This is a genomic window from Pseudochelatococcus contaminans (genome assembly GCF_014195635.1).
In the GTDB taxonomy this organism is placed as follows: Bacteria; Pseudomonadota; Alphaproteobacteria; order Rhizobiales; family Beijerinckiaceae; genus Pseudochelatococcus; species Pseudochelatococcus contaminans.
Genome location: NZ_JACICC010000022.1, coordinates 1 through 18,178 on the forward strand (window position 1 = coordinate 1; position 18,178 = coordinate 18,178).

General features: G+C 62.8%; 21 protein-coding genes and 1 other annotated feature. Of the genes, 10 read left to right on the top strand and 11 right to left on the bottom strand.

Going from position 1 to position 18,178, the window contains the following annotated elements:
* Positions 1-84 precede the first annotated feature (84 nt).
* The 5 genes from FHS81_RS17690 to FHS81_RS17710 form a co-directional block, all read right to left on the bottom strand.
* Positions 85-309, bottom strand: a complete 225-nt coding sequence (locus FHS81_RS17690; protein WP_183754865.1) for a PIN domain-containing protein — start codon at positions 307-309, stop codon at positions 85-87.
* 33 nt (positions 310-342) lie between these two features.
* Positions 343-690 (bottom strand): TraR/DksA family transcriptional regulator, encoded by a 348-nt coding sequence (locus tag FHS81_RS17695; protein WP_183754867.1) that lies wholly within the window; start codon positions 688-690, stop codon positions 343-345.
* A gap of 49 nt (positions 691-739) precedes the next feature.
* Positions 740-1,591 (bottom strand): universal stress protein, encoded by an 852-nt coding sequence (locus tag FHS81_RS17700; RefSeq protein ID WP_183754869.1) that lies wholly within the window; start codon positions 1,589-1,591, stop codon positions 740-742.
* Between the two features lie 14 nt (positions 1,592-1,605).
* Positions 1,606-3,102 carry a SulP family inorganic anion transporter gene (locus FHS81_RS17705; RefSeq protein WP_183754871.1) on the bottom strand — a complete coding sequence of 499 codons (1,497 nt, stop codon included), beginning with the start codon at positions 3,100-3,102 and terminating at the stop codon, positions 1,606-1,608.
* A gap of 221 nt (positions 3,103-3,323) precedes the next feature.
* Positions 3,324-3,375 (bottom strand) — a sequence feature (sul1 is cis-regulatory element that is thought to sense ions involved in sulfur or methionine metabolism; They are found in Alphaproteobacteria).
* Between the two features lie 35 nt (positions 3,376-3,410).
* Positions 3,411-3,563: a hypothetical protein gene (locus FHS81_RS17710; protein ID WP_183754873.1), complete on the bottom strand. Its 153-nt coding sequence runs from the start codon at positions 3,561-3,563 to the stop codon at positions 3,411-3,413.
* Between the two features lie 21 nt (positions 3,564-3,584).
* Between FHS81_RS17710 and FHS81_RS17715 the strand changes: the two genes are divergently transcribed.
* The 8 genes from FHS81_RS17715 (at position 3,585) to FHS81_RS17750 (ending at position 8,319) form a co-directional block, all read left to right on the top strand.
* Positions 3,585-4,181, top strand: coding sequence for a recombinase family protein (locus FHS81_RS17715; RefSeq protein ID WP_428982465.1), 597 nt, complete (start codon positions 3,585-3,587; stop codon positions 4,179-4,181).
* 133 nt (positions 4,182-4,314) lie between these two features.
* On the top strand, positions 4,315-4,530 hold the full coding sequence (locus FHS81_RS17720) for a ribbon-helix-helix domain-containing protein (RefSeq protein WP_183754874.1): 216 nt from the start codon (positions 4,315-4,317) through the stop codon (positions 4,528-4,530).
* 196 nt (positions 4,531-4,726) lie between these two features.
* Positions 4,727-5,605, top strand: coding sequence for a helix-turn-helix domain-containing protein (locus tag FHS81_RS17725; RefSeq protein ID WP_183754876.1), 879 nt, complete (start codon positions 4,727-4,729; stop codon positions 5,603-5,605).
* A gap of 214 nt (positions 5,606-5,819) precedes the next feature.
* Positions 5,820-6,506 carry a SprT-like domain-containing protein gene (locus FHS81_RS17730; RefSeq protein WP_246375088.1) on the top strand — a complete coding sequence of 229 codons (687 nt, stop codon included), beginning with the start codon at positions 5,820-5,822 and terminating at the stop codon, positions 6,504-6,506.
* A gap of 74 nt (positions 6,507-6,580) precedes the next feature.
* Positions 6,581-7,240, top strand: coding sequence for a nucleotide-binding protein (locus FHS81_RS17735; protein WP_183754878.1), 660 nt, complete (start codon positions 6,581-6,583; stop codon positions 7,238-7,240).
* Entirely contained in the window at positions 7,237-7,575 is a 339-nt protein-coding gene (locus tag FHS81_RS17740; protein ID WP_183754903.1) for a chromosome partitioning protein ParB, read from the top strand. Before FHS81_RS17735 ends, FHS81_RS17740 begins: the two co-directional genes overlap by 4 nt.
* A 47-nt stretch (positions 7,576-7,622) precedes the next feature.
* Complete coding sequence (locus tag FHS81_RS17745; protein ID WP_183754880.1) at positions 7,623-8,006, top strand: type II toxin-antitoxin system RelE/ParE family toxin; 384 nt, start codon at positions 7,623-7,625, stop codon at positions 8,004-8,006.
* The gene (locus FHS81_RS17750) at positions 7,987-8,319 is read left to right on the top strand and encodes a helix-turn-helix domain-containing protein (RefSeq protein WP_183754882.1); all 333 of its coding nucleotides are present in this window, start codon (positions 7,987-7,989) and stop codon (positions 8,317-8,319) included. The genes FHS81_RS17745 and FHS81_RS17750 overlap by 20 nt, the downstream gene beginning before the upstream one ends.
* A 195-nt stretch (positions 8,320-8,514) precedes the next feature.
* Here FHS81_RS17750 and FHS81_RS17755 read toward each other — a convergent pair whose 3' ends face one another.
* The 3 genes from FHS81_RS17755 to FHS81_RS17765 are packed head-to-tail and all read right to left on the bottom strand — an operon-like array spanning position 8,515 to position 11,631.
* The gene (locus tag FHS81_RS17755; RefSeq protein WP_183754885.1) at positions 8,515-9,687 is read right to left on the bottom strand and encodes a HEPN domain-containing protein; all 1,173 of its coding nucleotides are present in this window, start codon (positions 9,685-9,687) and stop codon (positions 8,515-8,517) included.
* Entirely contained in the window at positions 9,674-11,338 is a 1,665-nt protein-coding gene (locus FHS81_RS17760) for a type IV secretory system conjugative DNA transfer family protein (RefSeq protein WP_183754887.1), read from the bottom strand. Before FHS81_RS17760 ends, FHS81_RS17755 begins: the two co-directional genes overlap by 14 nt.
* Positions 11,335-11,631, bottom strand: a complete 297-nt coding sequence (locus FHS81_RS17765; protein ID WP_183754889.1) for a mobilization protein — start codon at positions 11,629-11,631, stop codon at positions 11,335-11,337. Before FHS81_RS17765 ends, FHS81_RS17760 begins: the two co-directional genes overlap by 4 nt.
* 265 nt (positions 11,632-11,896) lie before the next feature.
* Between FHS81_RS17765 and traA the strand changes: the two genes are divergently transcribed.
* Both traA and FHS81_RS17775 read left to right on the top strand, forming a co-directional pair.
* On the top strand, positions 11,897-15,472 hold the full coding sequence (gene traA / locus FHS81_RS17770; RefSeq protein WP_183754901.1) for a Ti-type conjugative transfer relaxase TraA: 3,576 nt from the start codon (positions 11,897-11,899) through the stop codon (positions 15,470-15,472).
* 11 nt (positions 15,473-15,483) lie between these two features.
* Positions 15,484-16,248 carry a DUF6118 family protein gene (locus FHS81_RS17775; protein WP_246375089.1) on the top strand — a complete coding sequence of 255 codons (765 nt, stop codon included), beginning with the start codon at positions 15,484-15,486 and terminating at the stop codon, positions 16,246-16,248.
* Between the two features lie 38 nt (positions 16,249-16,286).
* Here the strand turns inward: FHS81_RS17775 and FHS81_RS17780 are convergent, their stop codons facing one another.
* The 3 genes from FHS81_RS17780 to FHS81_RS17790 all read right to left on the bottom strand — a co-directional run.
* Entirely contained in the window at positions 16,287-17,486 is a 1,200-nt protein-coding gene (locus tag FHS81_RS17780) for an MFS transporter (protein WP_183754891.1), read from the bottom strand.
* A 154-nt stretch (positions 17,487-17,640) separates the two neighbouring features.
* Positions 17,641-17,949, bottom strand: a complete 309-nt coding sequence (locus FHS81_RS19230) for an NYN domain-containing protein (protein WP_343052558.1) — start codon at positions 17,947-17,949, stop codon at positions 17,641-17,643.
* Positions 17,950-18,000: 51 nt separating this feature from the next.
* Positions 18,001-18,178, bottom strand: a 178-nt coding sequence (locus tag FHS81_RS17790) for a Tn3 family transposase (RefSeq protein WP_183754895.1), incomplete at its 5' end; no start/stop codon positions are given.

An 18,178-nucleotide genomic window follows, 5' to 3' on the forward strand; every position in this document is an offset into this window, starting at 1 on the left:
GCTGGATCGCTGGCGCTAACGCCGTGCCGGAATGTCGGAAAGCCCACCTCGGCCGCTTAAGTGAGTTTTCTGTTCCGTTGCTACTCAATGCCCAAAGCCGTTGTGCCTGAGCCAGCCGAAAAGCGAGTGCTGGCGTTCGGCCTCGTTGTCATCGCGCACATCGCGATAATAAATGGCCTGGTCCACGGCCAAGCCGTCGCTGGCGAGATCGGCCAGCTTGCGAAGATCGAAAGGGGTCTCGAACACCGAACGCAGCCGGTCGTAATGGCTCCCGTCGATCAGGAAAAAGGTTTGCTTTTGGGGCGACATACTCGCTCCTTTCAGTCTGGCGACTGTCCGCGTTCAGGGCGTACAGCGCACGCAGGTCATGAATGTCGGATCAATCTCAAGCCGGCGAACGGCGATCGGCTCGCCGCATTCGGCGCAATAGCCGAACTCGCCATCCCGAATTCTCGACAGGGCGCGCTCAAGCGCGACCTTGCGCTCCTGACGGCGGCGCGTGAGGTTTTGGGCCATGGCCTGCTGCTGCATCGCGTCCATGCGGGACAGCCGCCCGACGCTCTGCTGATCCAGCTCGACGGGCGCGCGATATTCCTTGCTCTCTTCGATCAGCCGGGCCGTTTCGGCCAGCTCTTGGCGTATGCGTTGCTCGAATGTCTGAACGACTTCGGCGTCCTCTATGGTTTTCATGAACGTCCTTCCCGGAACGAGGGCGGGGCGAAGCCCGCCCTGCCTGTTCTCAGCGGAAGATGACGACCGGCACCTTGCAGGATCGAATCATCTCCGTTGTCGTTGAGCCGATGAACAGGCTGCGCAGCCGCGAATGGCTGTAGGCCCCCATCGCCAGAAGGTCGAAACTCTCCTGTTCGATGATCCCGGTTATCACCTTGTCGGCTTGCCCCTGGACGAGCGCGGTTTCCGGCGCATAGCCGGCGGCTTTCAGGATCACCGCCGCGTCATCGAGCTTCTTGCGGTTTTCCGCATTGTCGTCGCCCGCCATCACCAGCTTGCAACTAAGGCCGGCGAGGATCGGGCTGCGGGAAACCTGATCGACCGTCTTTATCGCCATCGCGCCACCGTCATAGGCGATCAGCAGCTTGTTGACCGGTTTATAGGCGCGTGAGGCGATGACGATTGCCTTATGGGTGGAGCGGACAACCCGTTCCAGATTGGAGCCGAGATGTCCCTTGGCGAAGTCGGCTCCCTCGCCCCGCTTGCCGATGACGATGATATCCGTGTCGGCTTCAAATTCGAGCACGGTTTCGACCAGATCGCCGTTGCGCAGCTTGGTTTCGACGTTCTGGATACCGGCCGCGTGCAGTCGCGCCTTGGCATCTTCGAGCAGGAGCCGGCCGCGCTTTTGCGCCACCTTCGCCTTTTTGGCGTCAAGGTCCGCCAGTTCCTCAAGAAGCGCCGTGCGCGCGCCCAGGCCGATATTGCCGCTCAGATTGACCGGCTCGGTCGAGAGATCGCGGCGGCCGATGACATGCAGGATTTCCACGCTGGCGTCGATCTTGCCGGCGATCCAGGCAATGTGATCGCATACGCTTTCGGCATAGGTCGAGCCGTCGATAAGTCCAAGTATCTTCATGGTGCGGTTCTCCCTTAGTGGCCCATCAGGCGTTCGAGCGCGCCGGGCTTGTCATGGATTGCGAGCCTGTCCACGATGGTTTCGCTCGCCTCATTCATGCCGATGATTTCCACATCCGCCCCTTCGCGACGGAATTTCAGGACGATCATGTCGAGAGCGGCGACACTGGAAATATCCCAGATATGGGCATGGCTAACGTCGATCGTTACCTTGTCGAGTGCTTCCTTGAAGTCGAACGCCTTGTTGAAGTCATCGGCCGATACGAAGAAAATCTGGCCTTGAACCGTGTAGGTGCGATGCGAGCCATCGGGAGAGAGAGCCGAGGTGACACGGAAAATCTGCGAAATCTTCCATGAGAAGAAGACGGCCGACAGAAGCACGCCGATCAGCACGCCCATGGCGAGATTGTGGGTGTAGACCACGCCGACAACGGTTGCGACCATGACGAGCGAGGACGAGCGCGGATGAACGGCAAGGTTCTTGATCGAGGACCATGAGAAAGTGCCGATCGACACCATGATCATGATGGCAACGAGAGCAGCCATGGGAATCTGGCTGACCAGATCGCCAAGCACGAGGATCATGAACAACAGGAAGACGCCGGCGCAGAAGGTCGAGAGACGCCCGCGCCCGCCTGATTTCACGTTGATGATCGACTGGCCGATCATGGCGCAGCCGGCCATGCCGCCAATGAAGCCGGTTGCCGTGTTGGCGATGCCCTGGCCGATGCACTCCCGGTTCTTGTCGCTCGGCGTGTCGGTCAGATCGTCGACAATTTGAGCTGTCATCAGCGATTCCAGCAGGCCAACGGCAGCGACGGCCACCGAGTACGGCAGAATGATCAGCAGCGTTTCGAGGTTGAACGGAATCTGCGGGATCAGGAAGACCGGCAAGGTGGAAGGTAGTTCGCCCATGTCCCCAACGGTGCGGACATCGAAGCCGAAATAGATCGACAATGCCGTCAGCACCACAATGCAGACGAGCGGCGACGGCACGGCTCTGGTGATGTAGGGAAAGAGGTAGATGATGCCGAGGCCGGCCGCGACGAGGATATAGGTGAGCAGCGGCACATTGGTCAGTTCGGGCAACTGCGCCATGAAAATCAGGATGGCGAGCGCATTGACGAAGCCGGTCATCACCGAGCGCGAGACGAAGCGCATCAGATAGCCGAGCTTGAAGACGCCGGCGACGATTTGCAGGATGCCGGCAAGCACGGTCGCGGCGAGCAGATATTGCAAGCCATGCTCGCGGACGAGCGTGACCATGAGAACAGCCGTGGCAGCAGTTGCGGCCGAGATCATACCGGGCCGCCCACCAACGAAGGCGATCAGGACGGCGATCGAGAAGGACGCATAGAGGCCGACTTTCGGATCGACGCCGGCGATGATGGAAAAGGCGATCGCTTCGGGGATCAGGGCGAGCGCGACGACCAGGCCCGCAAGTACATCTCCTTTGATGTTGCCGAACCAGTCGGTTTTGAGTGAGTCAATGAAATCACGGTTCAAGTGCATGTTCTCCGTGCCGGCGACGCCTGGGAGGACGGTCGAAGCGGCATTTTTCTGGAATTTGCTATGGTGTGCCCGCGCGGATGAACGCGCGGCGGGCGTAGCGAAAAAGTGCGCGAAGCGGCGAACGCCGACGAGCGCGCGTGATTAGTCGATCGCAGTCATGAAGGGGTCCAATCGGAATGCTCACAGCGCACCAATCTGGTCAGATGGTGCAGGGAGCTAGCTGGTTGCCGGGGGATAGGCGCCCGGAGAAGCCACCCGCGATGCGGGTCCGGTTGATCATGGCTATATTGCGGCAAAACAATACGAGATCAAGCAAGAATTGAGCCAGCGGGCATTTCTTGATCCAGCATGAGAACATGTCGCGCAAATCCTAATTCGTGCAGCACATCGGCCTGCCTTTGAATTTTCAGAGGAATTTCTGTCGCAAGTTTTGGTCGCAAGAGGTAAAGCACTTGCGACATGATTTGCGACAGGGGGGAGCCGTGAGCCACCAGCCAGATTCCGACGCCGGCCGTGTGTTCATCGGCTATGCCCGCGTTTCGACACGCGGGCAGAATCTCGACCAGCAGCGCGCCGCCCTTGGCGGGGCCGGTTGCATCCGGGTTTTTGAGGAAAAGGCATCCGGGGCGAAGCGCGACCGGCCGGCGCTGGCGCAGATGCTCGACCATTTGCGCCCTGGTGACGTGGTGACGATCACTCGGCTAGATCGCCTCGCCCGATCGACGGCCGATCTTCTCGACATTGCCAAGCATATCGACGCGGCCGGCGCTGGCCTGCGCTCGCTGGCAGAGCCGTGGGCCGATACGACGACGCCGGCCGGGCGCATGATATTGACCGTGTTCGCCGGCATCGCGGATTTCGAGCGATCCTTGATCGTGGAGCGCACGAGCGCCGGCCGGAGCGCGGCGAAGGCGCGAGGCGTGCGGTTTGGTCCCGCCCCTACCTTGTCGGCCGAGCAGATCGCGTACGCCCGCCAGCTCATCCACGAGGACAAGAAGCCCGTCGCGGCAGTTGCCCGGCTTCTAGGCGTGCATCGTGCGACCCTCTACCGAGCGCTTGATACCGTGCCGGCGAAGTGAGTAATCATGATTACATGTTTGCAAGAAATCATGTTTTCCCGCTGCTAACCAGCGGCCCGACGAACCCCTGACTTTAGCCACCCGGATTCAAGAGCTTGCAGAATCAGCAATTTCGACGTTACCACTAACTGCCATGAGTCGTAGCACTACCGCCATTCCACCCCGTGAACGTGTCGCCGCCCTTCGGGCGCGGCGTGAAGCCGCTGGCATGGCGCGGGTGTGGGCCGATCTGCCGGGCGAGCTGGTCGCACAGTTGGACCGGGCCAAGCAGGAAAAGGGCGTGCAATCCCGCGCGCCCATCATCGAGGAAGCCTTGAGGTTTTATTTCGAGAAGCAGCAAGGGTCATAACGGCAAAACGCCCGACCGTTCGCAGCGGTCGGGCGTTTTATAGGCCGACAGACACACCGTAGGTCCGGGGTCCACTAAGTCTCCCCTTATCTACGCTAGAGCACTCCAATTCGCAAGATTGATTCTTGCGGAAACGGGGAAGGCTGTGCCTGCCGTCCGCGCCGTCATGTCCTCCAAATGGAAGGACGAAGGGCATATGTTGAGGACGCAAATCGCGGCCGCGATCGGCTGCGCGCGCGGGAACGCGCTTGATGAAATCATGCGGGAAGTCTGGACCCGATACGGCGCGGGCCAGCTCACGGAGGACGAGGCCGGGCAGCTCTCCGCCCTCGCCTATGAGCGCCGGAACTCTTGGCAGGGATCGGGCCAGACAGCGCTAGGGTTGGTTTTCCCTCCCCCGGCCGAGCGATGCCCGACACCAGTTCGTCGGCGCAGCCATTTCAAGGGCCGATCCGAGGGCCAGATATGGCGGGCGACGACGCGCAAGGACGTGCAGGCGATCTTGAAGGCGGCGGAAATCTTCAACGAGGCCGGCTTGCATGAGAAGGGCGAGCGCAGCGGCCCGCTAGGATCGGTGGCGCTGGACGTGCTGCGGCTTTTCGTCAATCTCATCGACTTCCGCACCGGCCGGCTTGAGCCGGCAATCACCACGATCATGGATCGCTTAGGCCGGTCGCGGGATACGATCGTGCGGGCGCTGAAGAACCTGCGGGCGCATGGCTTCATTGACTGGATTCGCCGCTACGAGCCGACCGGGAACGAGGGGCGCGGTCCCCAGGTGCAGCAGGCGAGCAACGCCTATCGCCTGTCCCTGCCGGAAAAGGCTCGGCAATTCCTTGGACGGTTCGGCAAGGCCCCTCCCCCGCCTGCGGATCACGGACAGGACCAGAGGGCTTGGAGCGAGCAAATTGATGCCTACAGGCAGACCCTGCCCCTTGATGAGCGGACGCAGCTCGACGTTGGCGATAGCCCGCTAGGACAGGCCCTTGTGAGGATGGCAAAGAGCTTCGTGAAACGTGAGTCCGATAACCAGACTGAATCCCCCTCTAGTTCTATTCTCTATGTGAAAACATAAGCGGTCGCCGCTGTTCGGGCCTCTTACGAGGCCCTGCGGCGGTTCCGGCCCGCTTATAGGCGGGCCGGCGCGGCACCCCCAGAGCCTCAAAACGCAACGCTCCTGCTTGCGGCTGGCCTCGCATGGGCTTTCGAGAAGGGAGCCGGTGGCAAGGTCAGCGCAAAACATGAAATCTTGTAAACATGATTGCATGTATTCATGAAATGTGTGATAGTTGTTTCGTACGGTACAAAAGGAAGTCGCCATGCTGCCCGCAAATCCGACCGCGAAAACCTATGCCGCGCTGAACCAAGCGTTCGATTTCTTTAACGCCCGGCTGTTCGGCGGCGAGCTGCCGGCCTGCCTCGTGACCTTGCAGCGCAAAAACAAAGCCTATGGCTATTTCGCCGGCGGCCGGTTCGGATCGAAGGACGGCACGGAGATCACCGACGAAATCGCGCTGAATCCGTCGCATTTCAAGAGCCGCACCGACAAACAGAGCCTTTCCACCCTCGCCCACGAGATGGCGCACCTTTGGCAGCACCATTTCGGCAAGCCGTCGCGAGCCGGCTACCACAACAAGGAGTGGGCCGCGAAAATGCACGCGATCGGCTTGCACCCTTCCGATACCGGTCAGCCAGGCGGGAAGGAAACCGGCCAATCGTGCAGCCACTTCATCGTCGCCGGCGGCCCCTACGATCGCACCTTTGCCGAGCTGGCGGCGCAGCCCGATTTTTCCGCGCTCTATGTCGAGCTTTGGGACGACGCCGAGGCCCGGAAGGCGCGCAAGGCGAAATCGGCCAGCAAGACCCGGTACACCTGCCCGAGCTGCGAACAGCACGCTTGGGCGAAGCCCGGCGCGAAGCTGGTTTGCGGCGAGTGCGACGAGCCGATGGCGGCCAAGGAATCCGAGGACGGTTAACCGCTCGTAAATGCAACTATGCTTTCATGTCCTCTGGAAAGCATGTAGGCTTAATTGCATGAAAGGATGCAATCATGATTACAGTGGCGTTCTGCACGCAGAAGGGCGGGACCGGAAAGACGACGATCGCCACGGCGCTTGCGGTCGCGGCGCAGCGGGCCGGGAAGAAATCAGCCCTGCTCGACCTCGATCCGCAAACGAACGCCGTCAACTGGTTTGACCGGCGCGAGGGCGATGGCCCGGACGTGGCCTCGATCCAGCCCGGCGCTATTCGGCGCTCGCTGGACGCCTATCGCGGCCTTGGCATGGATTGGGTGTTCATCGACACGCCCGGCAAGATGGACAGCGCTTCCACCGAGGCGGCCAAGCACGCCGATATGGTGCTGATCCCGACCCAGGCGCAGATTTTCGCAATCGACACCTTGGAGCCGCTAAAGCGGCTTCTCGATATGGCGGGCAATCCGCCGGCCTTCGTGGTGCTGAATCTTGTGCATCCGAACGCTGGAGGCAGGGCGGCCGATGACGCCGCCGCGATCACGGAGCGGTTCAATATCCCGGTCGCCCCAATCCATCTGTCGCGCCTGAAAGCTTACGAAGACGCGCCGGCCTTGGGACAGACGGCGCAAGAGCTGGAGCCGAATGGGCGCGCAGCTCAGGAAGTCGCCGGCCTGTTCGGCTTCCTTACCGAACAGGGAAGCATGATTGCAGGAAATCATGAAAGGATGAAAGCATGAGCCGCAAACCTTCTCTCTTGGCGGCTGCCATCAAGACCGTGGAGCAGCCGGCTCCCGCGCCGTCAGCTCCGGCCGTCTCTGATACGCCGGCAGAACCGCCGCGCCGCGCCCGTAGCTCGCAGCCGGCCGCAAGCTACATTGCGCCCTCGCGGGCGAACAAGAGCGCCAAGACGCACTATCTGCCACCCGCCTATTGGGAAACGCTGGAAGAACTCAGCTTCCGCACGCGCGATCCCCAGGGCAAGCGGGTTCCGCAGGAACGGCTTGTTGCCGAGGCGTTGAACCTGCTGTTCGCGAAATACAATTTCCCGGTCGTCCGCGAGGGTGGGGATTGAAAATATAGCACCACACACTATAGTTTATGGTGCTATAGAGAGGTTTCGTGCGGATTTTCCTGACCAGGGGCGTTGAGCGGTTCGCCCGCCGGCAACGGATAGCTGACGCCAGCTTGGGCGAGGCGATCGAGCGGGCCGAGCGCGGCATTATCGACGCCGATCTTGGCGGCGGTCTTATCAAGCAGCGCGTGGCGCGGCCCGGTCAAGGCCGCTCCGGAGGGTTTCGGATGATTGTTGCCTATCGGGCGGCCGGGCGCGCTGTGTTTCTCTATGGGTTTGCCAAGAGCGACCGCGACAACATTGATGATGACGAGTTGGAAGCCCTGCGCACGATCGGGGCGAACTGGCTTGCCGCGTCGGCCGATCTGGTCGGGCAAGCCATTGAAGATGGAAACTTGAAGGAGATCGAGCATGACGACGATGAAGCCTAGCCGCCTTGCCCGCGAGATCGCGGAAATGGCTGGCGCGCAGCGCCGCCTCGGGATCATGGACGAGGCAACCTATGAGAAGATCACGGCCCGGCATCTTGGAGAGAAGGTTTTGCCGACTGAAACGCCGATGACGGGTGCGGAGGTGCGGGCGGTGCGCGAGCGGGCGCACCTTAGCCAAGCTGCGTTCGGCCGCTATCTCAATGTGACACCCGGCTATGTGTCGCAGCTTGAACGCGGCGAGGCGCAGGCCAAAGGGCCGGCGCTGGCCTTGTTGAACGTCATTCGCCGGCGAGGCATCGAGGCGCTGCATTAGAGCAAGGCAAAGCCGCGGCGATGGCGGTTTTCACGATTGGCGATAGCACCAGGCCGGCGGGGAGATCGCGGCGGGAGCCGCGCCGGCCCGTAGGCGAACGCACTCCCATCTAGTGCCGTAGAGAGCCGAAGGGCCGCCAGTGACAAAGCCCCGGCGCGCAGCGACGGGACCGCATATCACGCCGGGGGCAGGGGATTACAGTTCGCGCCAGAACCGGGCATCGTCCTTGACGCGCGGACCCCAGGCGGCGGCGATCGCCTTAGCCGCGTCCGGTTCGTCGGCACGGATCGACTGTTGCAGCGCCAGCAGCTCGCGCCGCTTGGCACGCAGGGTTTTGACGAGGGCGGGGTTAGTGTCCTTGATTTCGTGGAGGCGGGTCGAGATCATGGCGCGCGCCTGGTTCAAAATCCTGATGGCGATTTCGGCGGCAACGATGTTGTCATAGGTCCAGCTTCCGGCCGCGCCTTCCGGTTCGAGCCGTTCGGCGCAGATCGCGGCGACGGTTTCTTGCAGGAGCTTCACGCGTTCGACCAGCCAAGCCAGTTCCTCGCCGGATATTTCATAGGCGTCCGAATAGCGCGCACCGACATAGGCGCGATCGAGGATCGTAAAGGATCGCTTGGCGAAACGGCTGTCGCGCGGCCACACGTCGATGAGCTGCGGAGCGATGCGCTCGGCCTGGGAGCGCAGGACCGTCAGACGATGGGATTTCGGGCTGTAGAGTGCCAGGACGAGCAAGACGCAATGATAGAGGCGTTCGGCGGCCTGGTGCAGCAGAAAGGCCGCATCGCGGGGCACCTCGTCGGCAATGCTGTCCTGAGCGAGCTTGAGAGCATGGCGACCCAACGGGAACCAATGCTTGAAATGCCGTTGCGCCTCGGCGCGGGCTTCCTCCGGCGCTAGCGGTTTGGGGGAGGCGAGGGGATAGCCGGGCGCTTCGTAGATCACGATTCCGTCGCGGGCTATGTCCACGAAGAAGGGGCGGCCCTGGGCGAGCTGCGAATTCACGTCCTGATAGGTGTGGACGATGAAGTTGACGGGCGTGGCGAGCTGGCGGGTAATGGTCAGCTCCTGCAAGAACCGCTCGGCGGCCTTTTCCCAGGATTCATATTGCTCGGCAAAGCGTTCCTCGTTGACGATGACGAGAAGATCATAGTCGGAGAGATAGCCGCTCTTGCGATCTTCGACCCAATCGCCGCGCGCATAGGAACCGAACAGGATCAGCTTGAGGATACGGCCGCGCTTGGCCTTGTCGGAGAGTTTGGTTTTCAGGGCGTCGTCAAATTCATCAAACAGGATTTGTGCCGCGCGTTCCAGCTCGCGACGCTTCCTGTCGGGCAGATGGGCGAGGCGATCAGGCAGCGTCATACAGCCCCCTGAACTCGGTATCCGCATAATAGGCGAGCTTGCCGGCGATGATCGGCCGTTGCCCGGCCAGGAACAGCAATTCGACATGCTGCGGCAGATTGCGGACCTCATCGGGGGTCAGCAGCGGCCGGGCCGTATGTTGCTCACTGTGCGATATGCCGGATTTGTCGGAATCGAGCGCCCGGCTCATGGTCTGGAACACAACGGTTTCCTGTCCGAGCAGATCGGAGACGAGGCGGGCGCTGTCGTGATCGTTGACGCCGAAGACCTGTAGGACGCCGGCGTTTGACAGGAAGGTTCCGGCGCGCTGCCCGTAGGTGGCGCGGAGCTGGTGGACGTCCTGCAGGATGGGCCAGAGCTGGACGCCATAGCCGGCCATGAGGCCCATGGCGCGCTCGACGGGGGCCAGGTGGCCGAGGGATGCGAACTCATCGAGCAGGTAGAGGACCGGCACGGCCGGCTTGGCGGGATCGCGGGCCATGTCAGTGAGGCTTTGCGAGACGAGCAGGCGCAGCCAGCGCGAATAGGTCGAAAGGCGATCGGGCGGCAGCACGAGGAAGACGGAGACGTTGCGGCGCTTGAGATCGGCAAAATGGAAATCCGATCGGTTCAACACGGCGGTCATGCGCGGCGAGTCGAGAAAATGGGTATGGCGCTGCGCCGCCGAGAGGACGCCGGCGGCTTCCCGGTCGGATTTGCCGAGGTGGCGGTTTGCGGCCCGCGCGATCAGTCCGGTTGCGGCGGTTGACGCCTGCATGTCCTTCAGGAGCGCGGAGAAGGCTTCCGGGGCGAGGGTGAGATATTCGCGCAGGGTGGCGAGGTTGCGCCGGTCGCGCGGCTCGCTGGCGGCGATATGGAGGATCAGGCCGGCAATGAGCGCCTTGGCTTCCTCGTTCCAATGCGCCTCGCCGGCCATGCCCGGTTCATCGAATACGAGGGCGTCGGCCAGGGTGCTTGCATCTTCCGCGACATCGAGGCCGCCAGGGTCGAGGGTGTCGAGCGGATTGAAGGCGGCCGAGGGTTGGCCGGTTACGGCGAAGGGGTCGAGAACGTAGACCGGGCCGAATTGCTGGCGGGCGCGGCCGGCGATCCTGGCATTTTCGCCTTTGGGGTCGATGCAGATCACGGAGCGGTCGGCGGTGAGCAGGTTCGGGATGATGGTCCCCACGCCCTTGCCGGTGCGCGTCGGTGCCATCGTCAGCAGATGGGCCGGGCCGTCATAACGGAGCAGCTTGGCGGACTTCGGATCGCGGCCGATCAGCAGGCCGGTTTCGGATCGGGTGAGGGGAGCGGTTTCCTTGTTTGTGGCGAAGCGGGCCGAGCCGTGGGTTTCGCCTTCCATATCCCCGAAATGCAGAATGAGCGGATTGGTGATGAAGCGGAAGGCAATGGCGGCCAGGACAATCGCCGTTACGACGTACCAGCCGATAATCGGAATCGAGGCCGGGCCGAATCCGAAATTGCGAAGGATGGCATTGCCACCCAAGCCGAAGACGAGCAGGACGATAAAGAGAACCAGAAGGCTTTGAAACAGCGGCTTGGCAACGGCGACAGGCGCGAAGATCAAGGAAAGAAAAGCCCATAGCGGATCGCGCGCCGCTGCCCGGAGCATGTTCTTGAATGCGGCCCATGCAAGTATCGCTCGGTTCATTCCGCCGCGCCCTCTGCGCCAGCATTGGCGGCGTCTTGTTTCAAGAGATCGGCAAACAGTGCCTTGTCGCCGTCGCGGGTGAGGAAGCCGGGTAGCTCGCGGCGCAGCCAGTCACCGAGGCGCTTGGTGAACTCGGGATCGTTGGCGTTCTCAAGGCGATGGAGGACGAGCGCGCCGAGCAGCACCTTGCGGCGGGTATCGTTGGCGCGTTCCTGCTTGCCGAGCCGCGCCTTGAGGGTGGCCCGCTGCGCATCCAGTTCGGCCAATCGCTGTTCTATCGTCTTGCGCGCCATCTTCATCGCTCCTTTCGGCTCTGTCTGTCTCCACCCTAAACAAACATGCCGGTTCCTCAAGGCTTTGGGCTTTGCATCGTCGTCATTTACTTGAAATTCAGCGGCATTTCCTGCAAAGTTCGGCTTTCAACGTATCGCAACACGGCTTCCGCAAGCGCCACACCGAGCGACGAAAGAGCGTAGCGATTGAGTTGAGAAGGGCGCACTTACGAGTTGCTGCGCAACTCAGATGCGCGATCCGAGGATCGAGAAGGGCAAACGGCATTTGGCGATCTACCATTTGAGCATGAAGCCAGTTTCGCGAGCGTCGGGCCGTAGCGCCGTCGCCTCGATGGCTTATCGTGCCGGGGAGAAGCTGACCAACGAACGCGACGGGATCACGCACGACTACACGGCAAAGCAGGGCGTGGAACATGCGGAGATCGTCTTGCCCGAGGGCGTGAACGCGGAATGGGCGCGCGATCGTTCGGCCTTGTGGAATGCGGCCGAGTTTGCCGAGAAGAGGAAGGACGCGCGTGTTGCCCGCGAGTTTGAAGTGGCCTTGCCGCATGAGCTGACGGCCGAACAGCGGTTAGAGGCAACGCGGGAGCTGGCGCAGGATTTGGCGAACCGCTACGGCGCGGCGGTGGATTTCGCCATCCATGCGCCGCACGACGCCAGCGACGTTCGCAATCACCATGCGCATATCATGATGACCACACGGCAGGTTGGCGAAAGCGGCCTTGGCGACAAGACCTATATCGAGCGGGAAAACAAATGGCTGTTGGCGAACGGGCTTCCGACAACCGACATGCAGCTTCGCGACCTTCGCCAGCGGTGGGAGGGAATCGCTAACGAGCATCTGGCGATGGCCGGGCATGATATCCGCATCGACCATCGTTCGCACATGGAGCGCGGGCTTGAGATCGCGCCGACCGAGCATATGGGTGTGCATGCCACGCAGATGCAGCGACGCGGCCTGGACGTGGCGCGCACGCGGCTGGACGCGGAGGCGGCGCAGCGCAACGCCGACCTGATCCGCGAAAAGCCGGAGCAGGTTCTAACGATCATCACCGGCGAAAAGGGCGTGTTCGATCGGCGCGACGTGGCGCGGGCGCTGCATCGCTACATCAATGACGACGCGCAGGCGTTCCAGAACGCCTTTGCCCAGGTGATGGCCTCGCAGGCGCTGGTCGAGCTTCAGACCGAGCGCGCGGACCCGGCGACGGGCGAGATCGAGCTTGCGCGCTATTCCACCCGCGAAATGGTCGAGGTGGAATCCGGCATGATCGAGAGCGCGCAGCGGATGCACCAGGCGCACGGTCATGGTGTCGATCGCCGGCATGTCGGCCGCGCGATCGGTGCGCAGGATGCCGCCATTCAGAAAAGTTCCGGCGATGTTTCGGCCGGGCTTTCCGATGAGCAGCGCCGGGCGATCGAGCATATCACCGGGCCGGAGCGGATCGCGGCCGTTGTCGGATTCGCCGGCGCTGGCAAGTCCACCATGCTCGCGGCGGCGCGCGAAGCGTGGGAGGCCGAAGGTTATACGGTCCATGGCGCGGCCCTGTCGGGGAAGGCGGCCGAGGGGTTGGAGGAAAGTTCCGGCATCCAGAGCCGCACGCTCGCGTCATGGTCCCGCGGTTGGGACAACGACCGCGGCCAGCTCGGCCGCGGCGATGTGTTCGTGATCGACGAGGCGGGCATGGTCGGGAGCCGGCAGCTCGCCCGCTTCGTCGGTGAGGCCGAGGCGCGCGGGGCGAAGATCGTCCTTGTCGGGGACCATGAGCAGCTACAGGCGATCGGGGCCGGCGCACCGTTCCGGGCGATCACCGAGGAAATCGGCCATGCCGAGCTTTCCGAAATCCGCCGGCAACGTGTGGACTGGCAGCGGGAGGCTTCCGTTGACTTCGCCACGCACAAGACGGCCGAGGGGCTGAAGGCGTATCAGGAGCATGGCAATATCAGCTTTGCGGAAACCGGCGAGGACGTGCGGGCGGCAATCGTGCGCGATTACCTTGCCGATCGCGATGAGCGGCCGGAGGGAAGCCGGGTTGCGATGGCGCACCGGCGGGCCGATGTGCGCGCCATCAATGACGCGATCCGCACGGAGCTACAGAAGCGCGGTGAGCTGGCGGCCGGCGAGGATGCCGGCGCGCTGACCTTCACCACCAATGACGGCCAGAGGGAGTTCGCGCCGGGCGACCGCATCGTGTTCCTTGAGAACAATCGCGACCTTGGCGTGAAAAACGGGATGCTCGGCACGGTCGAGCATGTCGAGGCCGGAAAGGTCGTGGCGCAGCTCGACGGGCCGAGCGGTGCGGAAGTGCGCAGCGTCAGCGTGCCGATGGGCGACTATCAGGCGATCGACCACGGCTATGCGACGACGATTCACAAGAACCAGGGCGCGACGGTCGATCGGTCCTATGTGATGGCATCCGGCACGATGGACCGGCATCTAACCTATGTCGCCATGACCCGGCATCGCGACGGCGCGCAGCTCTACGCCGCCCAGGACGAGTTCAGCCATGCCGGCCGCCTGGTCGAGCATGGGGCCGCGCCGTTCGAGCACAAGGAAGGCGGCAGCAAGAGCTATTTCGTGACGCTGGAAAACGCCAGGGGCGAGCAGCGCACCGTTTGGGGCGTCGATCTTGAGCGGGTCATGAAGGAGCGCGCGCCGGAGATCGGGGAGAAGATCGGCCTTCAACATATGGGTTCCACCCCCGTCACTCTGCCGGATGGCACGCAGACGCACCGGAACACATGGGAGGTTCGGGACGCCGGCGCGCTGGCCTATGACCAGCTTGAACGCCGCCTGTCCCGGTCGGGCGCGAAGGAAACGACGCTGGATTATACCCGCGACTTTGCCGAGCGGCGCGGGATCGCGGAGCAAATGGGCGTCCGCAGCGAGATCGAGATTCCGGCCGAACGCGCCGGCCTACGTGCGGAGCGGGAGTCGACGGCCGAGCGGAACACGCTTGGACGAGGATCCTCGCAAAAAGCCGCCAAGATCCTCGCGCAGGATCTTCGTGCAGATCCGCGCGAGGATCTTGGCGGCGATCGTCAGCAGCAGCGCCGGGGCGCGGCCGAGCGGTCCGAGCGGACCCAAGCTGGCGAGGCTGGCCCGCAGATCGAGCAGGCAGGGCCGCAGCAGGCCGAGAAACAGCGCGGCGGCATGTTCGCCGGCCTCAAGCTCAATGTCCGTTCTGCGCCCTCACAGGCCCGCGGGGAACAGCCGGAAAGGGAGGGGAGCTTGCGGCCGGCGCCCGACCGGCTGGCCGAGCGGGCGCGGCGGCAGTCGCCGCTTGAGGCCGCCGTTGACCGCTATGCGCGGGCCTATCAGTCGATCGACCAGCACCGGCGCGAGGGCCTGCCGGTTCTCGACATGCAGAAACAGGAAATCCACGCGGCCGGGCAGCAGCTCGACCAGGTGCGCCCCGGCGCGAAAGATTTGATGCGCTCGACCCTGGAAAACGATCCGGCGACGGCGCGTGCCATGACCGAGCTTTCCGGCCGGGAACGTGTCGCCCAGGTCATCGACGGGATGAAACGCGAAAACGCCGCCCTGCAAGACCCGAACGTCAGGGCCGAGCGGTTCGTGAACCGCTGGCAGGCGCTACAGGGCCAACGCCGGGAGCTGCGCGGCTGGCAGAATGACGATGCCCGCGCCAAGGTCGAAAGCCAGATGAGCGGTCTTGCCAAGAGCCTTGAACGCGATCCGCAGGCCGAATCCCTCGTGCGCAATCGCAGCCGGGAACTTGGAATCGGGCAGGAACTGCGCCGGGAACAGAGCATCGCCCGCGCGCTGCAAGAGGAAATGACACGCAGCCAGCGCCTTAGCCGGGGCATCGGCATGGGAATGTAGGAACGGAGAGCATGACGGAACTGGACGACGACAGGGAAGGATTCGAGCCGGAAGCACTGGACGAGGACGAGGCCGGCGATCCGGCCGCAGCCTTTGACGCGCTCCGGCGATCGGTGGAAGGCATGGCGGCCGACCTCACGCGGGAAATGACGACCATCCGCAAGGGTGTGGAAACCGCCTTTGAGGAATTTGACAGGCAGGGGCCGCCGCAGGACTACAAGCCCGAGCTGGCGCAGCTCGTGCAGCAGCTCGGCGTCGTTGCGGAGCGCCTGCACGGTGTCGAGCAGTCGCCCATTCTCCGGCAGGGTGCGCAGCACTACGCGGCGGCGCTCGAGCGCGCCGGCGAGGGGCTGGTGAAGGCCGCCGTCCAGAAGCTCGAGCGCCAGGCGTCCGACCTCGAGCGCATCAGCGGGGTTCTTGCCTCGCACAACAAGAGCGCGTTCCATCGCAAGGACCAGGATTTCCGCATGTGGATGGTCGGTCTTGTCGGGCTGTTCGTCGGCATATTCCTGACTTTGCTGTTGCCGCGCTTCCTACCCTTCTCGGCCGACAGCCGTGTTGCCGGCCTTGTCATGGGGCAGGATCGCGTCAGCGCTGGTCGCACCATGATCGAGGCGGCCGACCCGAAGCGCTCGCAGGACATCGTGACGGCCGGGTGGGTCTATGAGACGAACCGCACGGCGCTGGATAAGTGCATCGCAGATATGTTCCAAAGTAAGAAGGAGCAGCGTTGCCCCGTTGTCCTGCCCGTAGTCGAAAGCAATGCGCGCCGGTAGAGGTTTTGCAAGTGTCGGGATTTACCCGAATTTTCCTGCTACGTGGCTTTGGCGCGCATCACGCCTATCGCGATGATCGAAGCCAGGACCGCATAGGCAGAGCAGCCAAGCGCCTGCCATGAAAGCGGAATGCCGGCGTCGATGAGAACGCCCATGACGATCGGGGATGCGCCGCTGGCTATGACGGTCCCGGCTTCAACCGCCGATCGGACCCTTGCCAGCTCGAAGGCTCCGAACAGATCGACCCAAAGGGCGGTTGCGAGGGTGGAGCCAATAGCCATCGAGGCCGCCATAAGGACCATGTAAATAGGCGCGATCCACGGCACACTGATGAGGCCGATCAGGAACATCGCGAGTGCCTGCGGCAACAGAAAAAGGGGGAGTAGCTTTTTCGGCCCCATCCTGTCGATTACGGGGCCGATCACAACAGAAGCGACCGCCTGGACTATGGCAAAGGCGGCGAAGCTCGCTGCCACAATCGAAATGTCCCATCCCTTTTGTTCGGCCAGCCGCGCCTGATGGAAGAAGAATCCCGTCACGATGAAAGGGCCGGCAAGGATCGCCGGGAGAGTGAGCAAAAGACGACGATCGCGCCATAGCGGCACGGCCGATGAACCTTCGGCCGGCTTGTCCTTGCGGCTGCGAATGGCTTTGTCACCCACGCGCGGCAGAAAGAGCAGGGCGATTGCCGCACCGGCGATGACCAGGCCGGCGTTCATCATCCAGGCCGTTCGCCAGCCGAACAGTTCCATCATCGTGACGCCGGCAATCGGAAAAACGCCCTGAGAGATCGAGAGGCCGAGCGCGACGATACCGAGCGCCTTGCCGGCATCCTGGGGAAAGGCCCGCGCCGTCGCGGTCAGCGCCGTGTGGGTCATCAGGCCCTGTCCGCCAAGGCGTAGAAAATAGAAGGCGACCGCCAGCATGACAAAGTTGGCGCTGACGGCCACGAGAATGCAGGCTGCGGCGAGCAGAAGCGCCACGCCGGAGGTGAATCGGCGGACGGTGGTATAGTCGATCAATCGGCCCGCCCAGGTGAGCGTCATGGCGCTGAGAATGGTGCCGGCTGCATAGGTTGCGCCTAGCCCGCCGTCGCTCAGGCTGAAAGATTCCCGAAAGTAGGAACCTGATACGGCGACGAAATAGGTCTGCCCGAAGCTGGAAAGCGCCATGAGAAGCGCGCCGAACAAAAGCGGTTGCCAGTTTGTCTTGGTGAATTCGATATAGGCTTTGAGCATCTGACTTTTTCAACACGATTTGCGCCCGAGGCGGACGCCTGGACGTTAAAGGATATTCTCGGAAGGGAGATTTCGGCTCGATCGAGCACGCTTCTTGTAGCGCGAAGACTATCGCTGCGCCAGTGCGAATGGACTATGCAGCAAAATCTTCCGCTTACTGGTGAGCGGGCTTCGCCACGGCCAGTTGCTCGATGATCGTCGCCAGATCGATGAATCTGTCGGCTGCCTCAATGAGGATCGGGGCCGGGGCGATCGTGCTGGGTGCATCGAGCGTCGATATCAGCGTCACCTCTATATCGTCGTCCCGCAAGGCCACAAACAGCGGTTCGAGCTTGGCGTCGCCAGCGAGCACCATCACATGGTCGCCGGGCTGGGCCAGCAGAAGGGCATCGACGGCAATCTGAACCAGATTCGTGCCGTAGCGCTCGCGCGGCTCACCGGAGCCATGGGTGCGGCCTTTCACGGAAAAGCGGGCTCTGAGTAGCAACGGAACAGAAAACACACATAAGCTTGCCTACAGGTCGTCGATTCCTGCGGTTCGGGGATCGCGCAGCGGCCTGAGTTCGCCACGCGCGATGATTTCCGGCAGTGTGAAGGCGTAACGGCCGAGCATGTTGATGTGGCCGAAGCTCAACGGGGAAAGGTGGGCGACGTCCTCGGACTTCACCTCGTATCCTTCGGCGCGCAGCTGA